Raw genomic sequence first — 6,000 nt, 5'->3', positions numbered from 1 at the left:
GTCACCGCAATTGCGGTAGAGGCGACGGTGATTGAACCAATCGACCCATTCGGCGGTGGCCAACTCGACATGATCGACCGTCCGCCACGGAGCGCGCGGTTTGATCAGCTCGGTCTTGTAGAGGCCGTTGATCGTTTCGGCGAGCGCGTTGTCATAGGAGGATCCGACCGCCCCGACCGAGGGTTGGATCCCGGCCTCGGCAAGTCGTTCAGTGAACGCGATCGATGTATATTGGGATCCTCTATCATTGTGGTGGACAACGTCTTTCACGTTCCAGCCGCCACGATTCCGAGTCCAGATGGCATGCTCGATCGCATCGAGCACCAACCCGGTCGTCATCGACGTGGAGGTGCGCCAGCCGATGATCCGGCGAGCGTAGGCATCGACAACGAACGCCACATACACCCACCCCGACCACGTCGAGACATAGGTGAAATCGGCTACCCACAACCGATTCGGTGCCGGTGGAGAGAATTTGCGCCGCACCAGATCGGCCGGCCGCACCGCAGCCGGGTCAGCGATCGTGGTGCGTTTTGCCTTGCCGCGCACCGCACCTCGTAATCCGAGGCCGCGCATCAGCCGTTCCACCCGGCAACGGGCCACGCCGATGCCCTCACGATTGAGTTGCAGCCATACTTTCCGGGCCCCGTAGACGTTGTAGTTCTCGTTGTGCACGCGCGTGATCTGCACGTTCAGTTCCTCGTCACGCTTTTCGCGCTGGGTCGGGGGCCGGTTGCGGTGTTCGTAATAGGTCGATGGGGCGATCTTCACGCCGAGCTCTTCGAGCGCGGCGCAGATCGACTCGACACCCCATCGCAGGCCGCCGCTCGCGCGGCGGCCTTGATGTTCGCTGATGAAGGCGACGGTCAGCGCTGGGGCCGGCCGGGTTCGGCCGCGAAGAAAACCGATGCGGCTTTCAGAATTCCGTTGGTGCGCTTGAGTTCTGCGTTCTCGCGCCGCAACCGCTTCAGCTCCGCGGACTCGTCGGTGCTCACGCCGGGACGGGTTCCCCCGTCGATCTCGCCCTGACGCACCCACTTGCGGACCGTTTCCGGCGTCCCTACGCCGAGTAGATCGGCGACCGCTTTCATCGCGGCCCACTCCGACTCGTGCTGATCCCGGATCTCCACGAACATCCGAACCGCTCGCTCACGCAGCTCGACCGGGTACTTCTTCCTCGACGACACGACTTCCATCCTTCACAGATGACGAAGTCCCTGGACTCACCGGGGCGACTCAGTATGCGGCAGAAGCGTGCGTTCGGCCGACACCAGATGGATGCTGCCGGTTGATCTTCCGAGGTGCCGCGTTGGCCGTATCGAACAGCGCGGCATGCGGCATGCGAGCTCACTCGGGTTAGCCATTGTCAGCGCGTGGCATGCACGGTCAACATCCGCACTCAGCCAAGTGCTCAATTGGGGTGACAGCGGAATCGGACTTCGGAGGAAGTAGCATCCGACCATGCAAGTCGATCTTGACGGGGCCATCCGGATCGCCCGCCTCGCAGCAGATTTCCACTGGACATGGTCTGAAGGAGATCTAGAACGGTTCTGCAACCGAGCGGGTTGGAAGGTCATCGACTCGTGGCGACTGGGTACGTCGTTCCAGACAGATCTCAAGGTGTCAATCCCCAAGGCCCATGCTCAAGTCGATGACGGCGTAGTCCGCGTCATGGCTGATGCTGGAGAAACCGTTAAGTGGATAGGCGTATGGGTCGCGGACACTGCCGACGACGATGAAGACGACGCCGGGACGATCGCGTCCAGAGCGCAGTTGGTTCGGGCATTCGAGCAGTTGCGTGGTCGTATTTGTAGTGAGCTAGGCGCTCCGGTTGATGACGAGACCGACAACGACCCAGCGGGCGAGACCGACGACTCAGCGCCGGAGGTCAGTTGGACGAGTGGAAACGCTGTGATAACACTTCTCCTTAGTGACGAGGTCGTCGTCCTGCAGTTGACAAATCCGCTCTACCGAGAGTGGACGAAAGATTCAGACGACGGTGGTTACGAGGACTAGCCCAGGTCCGAATTGCCTTTCTAGCTGCATGTTTCGATTGCGACCGTTTCAGGCAGTGCACGCTGACCAGCCGAGTCATGCGCAGACCCGTAGGCATTCATGATCGGCCACATTTCGTGAGCGCTCATCGGCATGAGCGCGCACCAGGAAGAGCTGTCGGCCAACCAGTTTGGGTGGCCGACCAACGCGCAGGTCTCGGCATGAGCGGATGCTCGTTGCTGCAAGCGCGAGTTTCGCGGATTTGGACTGAAGCTCACCGAGTCGTCATCGCAGGTAGTTGCCCAAAGCATCGAGCAGCCCCCGGCTGCCTTGCTCGCGGTTCGGCCCGTCGGCCCAGAACTGGTCGAAGAAGACGCCGTGCTCGGCGTGGGTGAACCGAGTGCCCTCCGCGCTCGGCTCGAACTCCAGAGAGGCCACCGACGTTGACATGTGAGCCCCGTCGATCCACATGTCGTACGTCGTGACGATGCGGATGTGCTCGACGATGTCGGTGTAGGTGGCCTCGTACCGCGACACCGGACCGTCGTGGAACTTCCCCTCGGCGACATCGCGGCCGCCGACCCGGAAGTCGAAGGCCCACTCGCCCGGCTCGATGGCGTCGCCGGCACCCCACCAGGTCAACTTCTGTTGCTCCTCGGCGAACGCGCCCCAGACGCGCTCAACGGGAACCGGGTAGCTGCGAGTCAGGGTGAACTCGGCGCGGGCGAGTCGGCGTTCGGTCGTCATGGGCGCGTCCTAACGGGTGAACGTGACGTGGATCGTGCCGCTCTCGGCCACTTCCGTCGTCACCTTGTGGGTGAGGTCGAGACCGCCCAGATCGTCCCACAGCCCAGTTCCCCGGCCCAGGACGATCGGCGCGACCATGAGGTGCAAGTCATCGACCAGGCCGGCGCGCAGGAAGGCGCGCGCGGTGCCGACGCCACCGCTGACGCGCACGTCCCGACCACCCGCGGCAGCAGTCGCCTCGGCGAGCACATCCTCGATTGCGCCGCTGCGGAAGTGGAACGTCGTCCCACCCTCCATCGGGATCGACGGCCGCGGGACCACGCGGTACGGGTATCCACCCGGCGCGGCCGGTATTGACGAATCTTGGCGTCGCAGTGTGTTAGTGAGGACGTAGACCGGCGTGCCGAACGGCGGCTTATCACCCCACCAGCCCTTCCATTCCGGGTCGCCGGGGAACGCGTGCAGCCCGAACATGGCCGCGCCCATGATCTCGGCCCCGACTCCCTCGAAGAACGCGGCGGTGTAGCGGTCGTCGACGCCGGTCGTGCCGGTGCCGCTGGTGTCGCCGAATACGCGCTCGCGGAACGTGCGGGTCGCGAGGTGGCCTGCTGAGAGGCGGCCAAAGTCCTCGCCCATCGGATTTTCGGGGGAGTTGTCGGTCGCCGAGGTGAAGCCGTCCAGCGAGACGAACAAGTTGATGCGAACGCGGGTCATATCAGGTCTCCTTCGAAGTGGTGCGGGTCAGGTGGATTCCGAGCCGGTCGGCTTGGTGTTCTGCGGGGGTTCGTAACTCGCCGAGCCACAGGTGCAGGACATCGAGCGCGCCCGGTCGCAGGCTCACAGTGCGAACGCGTCCGAGCTTGTGTGACGTCACCAGCCCGGCGTCCTCGAGGACGCGCAGATGCTGCATCAGTGACGGCAACGCCATCGAGAACGGTGCCGCCAGCTCGGATACGACGGCCGGCGACTTCGCCAACCGCTCGACGATGGCTCGACGCGTCGGATCCGCGAGAGCGCGGAGCAACGCGTCGAGTTCGCCATGATACTTAGGCACAAACCTAAGTATCATGGCGGTGTCGGGATTCGTCAACCGGTTCGACTTCGATGACTCGGTAATGGGAACTGGTGAGGCCACCCGCTGATCCCGGCGATCACCGTGGATGCGCGTGGCGGTGAGGCGAACCTGCGTCGAATCCCTGTCCGGCATCCGAGCAGGACTCGACCTCCCTCGGGGCCGCCGCCAGATCTCTACTGCCCGTGAATCTTCTACGTGCCCGCACCGCCTGGTTCGAACCGCACGCCACGCGGCATGACGGCGCGTTCGGGAGCTGCCTGCGGTCGACCTATGGCGGCGGACTGGCCTGTTGCTCCATTCTCGAGTGCTTTCAAGCAGTTTCCTGACTCAGAAGCACCGAAAGTGAAGCAAAAGGCCAGATCCGACCTCCGTCACCTGGTCGCTGGTTCGATCCAGCTAGAACCACAGGAAGCGGCCGGTCATCGCAGGTGTTGCGATGACCGGCCGTTTTCGCGCCATTTGCGTGCGCACCGGAGTCGATGAAGAAGAGCGACCTCGCCGATGGGCCGAAAGCCATTGCTGCGTAACGGCGTTCGATTCACTTTGCGTGCCTGGGTGGCCGTCGACCACTGCACTCCGTACCGTCCACTGCCCCAACTGGTCGGTCAGAGTTGTGTGTGCCCGGAGCCGGTGAGGAGGATCAGCGGCATCAGCAGAGCGCCGAGAATATCGTTTCCGGTGCACTGGGCCGAGGCACTGGAGCTGCCGGTCGGCTGGCTGCCGCAGTTCTGCACCGTCATGGACTTGGTCGACGAGCCCTGCGTGGCGGTGAGGCTGTAGATGCCTTCGGCAAGCTTCGAGTGATAGACGTACTGGATGGTCCCGGTGCCGGCCGTGGGTCCGGCTTGCGGGGTGAAGGTGCCGACGTTCTGCCCGTCCAGGGTGACCGTGACCGGTGCCAGGGCGTCCGCGCCGCTGGTGGTCACCAAGATCGTGCAGGTATTGCCTGCCCCTTCACATCCGCCGATGCCGGTGTAGACCCGTGTCAGATTCACATTGTCGACCGTGGCCGACGCCGATGCCGCCGCGACGACCGGTATCGCCAGCATGGCCACCGTGACGGCGGCCCAACTCATTTGCCTCATCTGTACTTTCCCGTTGGAGTACTCGTTGCCGGCACCTGAGTGCCGCTCCGACGGTAACCGCGTAGTGAGGCCCCGCGTGTACAAATTGAAAAGCCCGTACTTCAATATGCCCCTGCGCTTCGCATGCGCGTCATAGTGGCTTCTTCATGCGCCGCGAGCGGCTTCCATAGAGTCGACTCCGGGCGTGGCGCCCCCGAAGAGGCCGATGGTCCCGTCGGTGGCGTAGCGCTGGGCGGCGGTGACGTTCACCGGCCGCGGCGCGCCGCAGGCCAGTTCGGTCAGCGCGGGATGAGGCATGAGAGCTCACTATTGCGCAGCATCGTCAGCATGTAGGACGTTGCCGATAATGAATCCACCTGCCGCTCAGTGGGGTTCATCCGGATTCCGGTGAGGCGGGAGTGTGCGTGTCCTGCCGTGCTTCGCGGGACGCTTTAGAGTCGAGCTTTGTGAAGATCGAGCGCAATCCGCAGGAAGTGCACGCGCCGGTGGCGGCGTATGTGCACCAGATGGAGGTCGGGCCCGGAGGGCGGTGGCTGGTGCTGTCGGGGCAGATCGGCATGCGGGTGGACGGCTCGGTGCCCGAATCTCCGGTCGAGCAGATCGCGGTGGCATTCGAGAATGTGCGGCACAATCTTTCGGCGGCGGGGATGGACGTCGCGGATCTGGTCAAGGTGACCGTGTATCTGGTCGGCGAGATCGACAGCGCGGCCCGGCGTGCGGCGTTCGCCGAGTTCTTCGGTTCGCATTCGCCGTGTATGACGTTGATGTATGTCAACGGCCTGGCTTCTCCGGCGCTTCGGGTGGAGATCGATGCCATGGCCTGGTCGGACGACGGGGAGGCTCAGCGCCGGTGATCGGGCGCCTGCCCTGGTGGGCAGGCTTCTACGGTGGGTGGTGCCTGCGTCGGGCATCGATTGCGGAGAAGCGTGTGCTTAACGCCGCGTAATCGGCAGTGGCGTGCCTTCGGCCGACAGTCGTGCGGCCCCCCGAAATGAACTCGCCCTGTTGATTTTTGGGAGAGCCGCGTGGCCGTTTCGAACCGCGCACTATGCGGCATTATGGGATGTTCACTCCGGCTGCTTCGGCCGAGAGTCATGA

At 63.8% G+C, this 6,000-nt stretch carries 8 protein-coding genes; 2 read left to right on the top strand and 6 right to left on the bottom strand.

What is annotated here, in order from left to right; genetic code table 11:
* On the bottom strand, window positions 1-1,038 hold a 1,038-nt coding region (locus tag JWN03_RS39040; RefSeq protein WP_297626376.1), incomplete at its 3' end, for an IS3 family transposase.
* Window positions 1,039-1,461: 423 nt separating this feature from the next.
* Here JWN03_RS39040 and JWN03_RS39035 point away from each other — a divergent pair.
* The gene (locus JWN03_RS39035; protein WP_297626374.1) at window positions 1,462-2,016 is read left to right on the top strand and encodes a DUF6301 family protein; all 555 of its coding nucleotides are present in this window, start codon (window positions 1,462-1,464) and stop codon (window positions 2,014-2,016) included.
* A 264-nt stretch (window positions 2,017-2,280) separates the two neighbouring features.
* Here the strand turns inward: JWN03_RS39035 and JWN03_RS39030 are convergent, their stop codons facing one another.
* The 5 genes from JWN03_RS39030 to JWN03_RS39010 form a co-directional block, all read right to left on the bottom strand.
* Entirely contained in the window at window positions 2,281-2,742 is a 462-nt protein-coding gene (locus JWN03_RS39030) for an SRPBCC domain-containing protein (RefSeq protein WP_297626371.1), read from the bottom strand.
* Window positions 2,743-2,751: 9 nt separating this feature from the next.
* Window positions 2,752-3,456: a dihydrofolate reductase family protein gene (locus JWN03_RS39025; RefSeq protein WP_297626369.1), complete on the bottom strand. Its 705-nt coding sequence runs from the start codon at window positions 3,454-3,456 to the stop codon at window positions 2,752-2,754.
* Window position 3,457: 1 nt separating this feature from the next.
* A complete protein-coding gene (locus tag JWN03_RS39020; protein WP_297626366.1) occupies window positions 3,458-3,796 on the bottom strand; it encodes an ArsR/SmtB family transcription factor in 339 nt (112 codons plus the stop codon).
* Window positions 3,797-4,422: 626 nt separating this feature from the next.
* Window positions 4,423-4,893 (bottom strand): hypothetical protein, encoded by a 471-nt coding sequence (locus JWN03_RS39015; protein WP_297626363.1) that lies wholly within the window; start codon window positions 4,891-4,893, stop codon window positions 4,423-4,425.
* A gap of 153 nt (window positions 4,894-5,046) precedes the next feature.
* Window positions 5,047-5,199, bottom strand: coding sequence for a hypothetical protein (locus tag JWN03_RS39010; RefSeq protein WP_297626360.1), 153 nt, complete (start codon window positions 5,197-5,199; stop codon window positions 5,047-5,049).
* Between the two features lie 149 nt (window positions 5,200-5,348).
* Between JWN03_RS39010 and JWN03_RS39005 the strand changes: the two genes are divergently transcribed.
* Window positions 5,349-5,756: a RidA family protein gene (locus JWN03_RS39005; RefSeq protein WP_297626355.1), complete on the top strand. Its 408-nt coding sequence runs from the start codon at window positions 5,349-5,351 to the stop codon at window positions 5,754-5,756.
* The last annotated feature ends 244 nt before the right edge of the window (window positions 5,757-6,000 follow it).

Origin of the sequence: Nocardia sp. (assembly GCF_025465275.1) — a bacterium.
GTDB lineage: Bacteria > Actinomycetota > Actinomycetes > Mycobacteriales > Mycobacteriaceae > Nocardia.
The sequence above is the reverse complement of the archived record's forward strand: the minus strand, read 5'-3'. Positions and strand labels throughout refer to the sequence as shown.

Coding starts and splice junctions, on each gene's coding strand:
- JWN03_RS39030 (WP_297626371.1), bottom strand. CDS start 2,742: ATGACGACCGAACGCCGACTCGCCCGCGCCGAGTTCACCCTGACTCGC.
- JWN03_RS39035 (WP_297626374.1), top strand. CDS start 1,462: ATGCAAGTCGATCTTGACGGGGCCATCCGGATCGCCCGCCTCGCAGCA.
- JWN03_RS39015 (WP_297626363.1), bottom strand. CDS start 4,893: ATGAGTTGGGCCGCCGTCACGGTGGCCATGCTGGCGATACCGGTCGTC.
- JWN03_RS39010 (WP_297626360.1), bottom strand. CDS start 5,199: ATGCCTCATCCCGCGCTGACCGAACTGGCCTGCGGCGCGCCGCGGCCG.
- JWN03_RS39025 (WP_297626369.1), bottom strand. CDS start 3,456: ATGACCCGCGTTCGCATCAACTTGTTCGTCTCGCTGGACGGCTTCACC.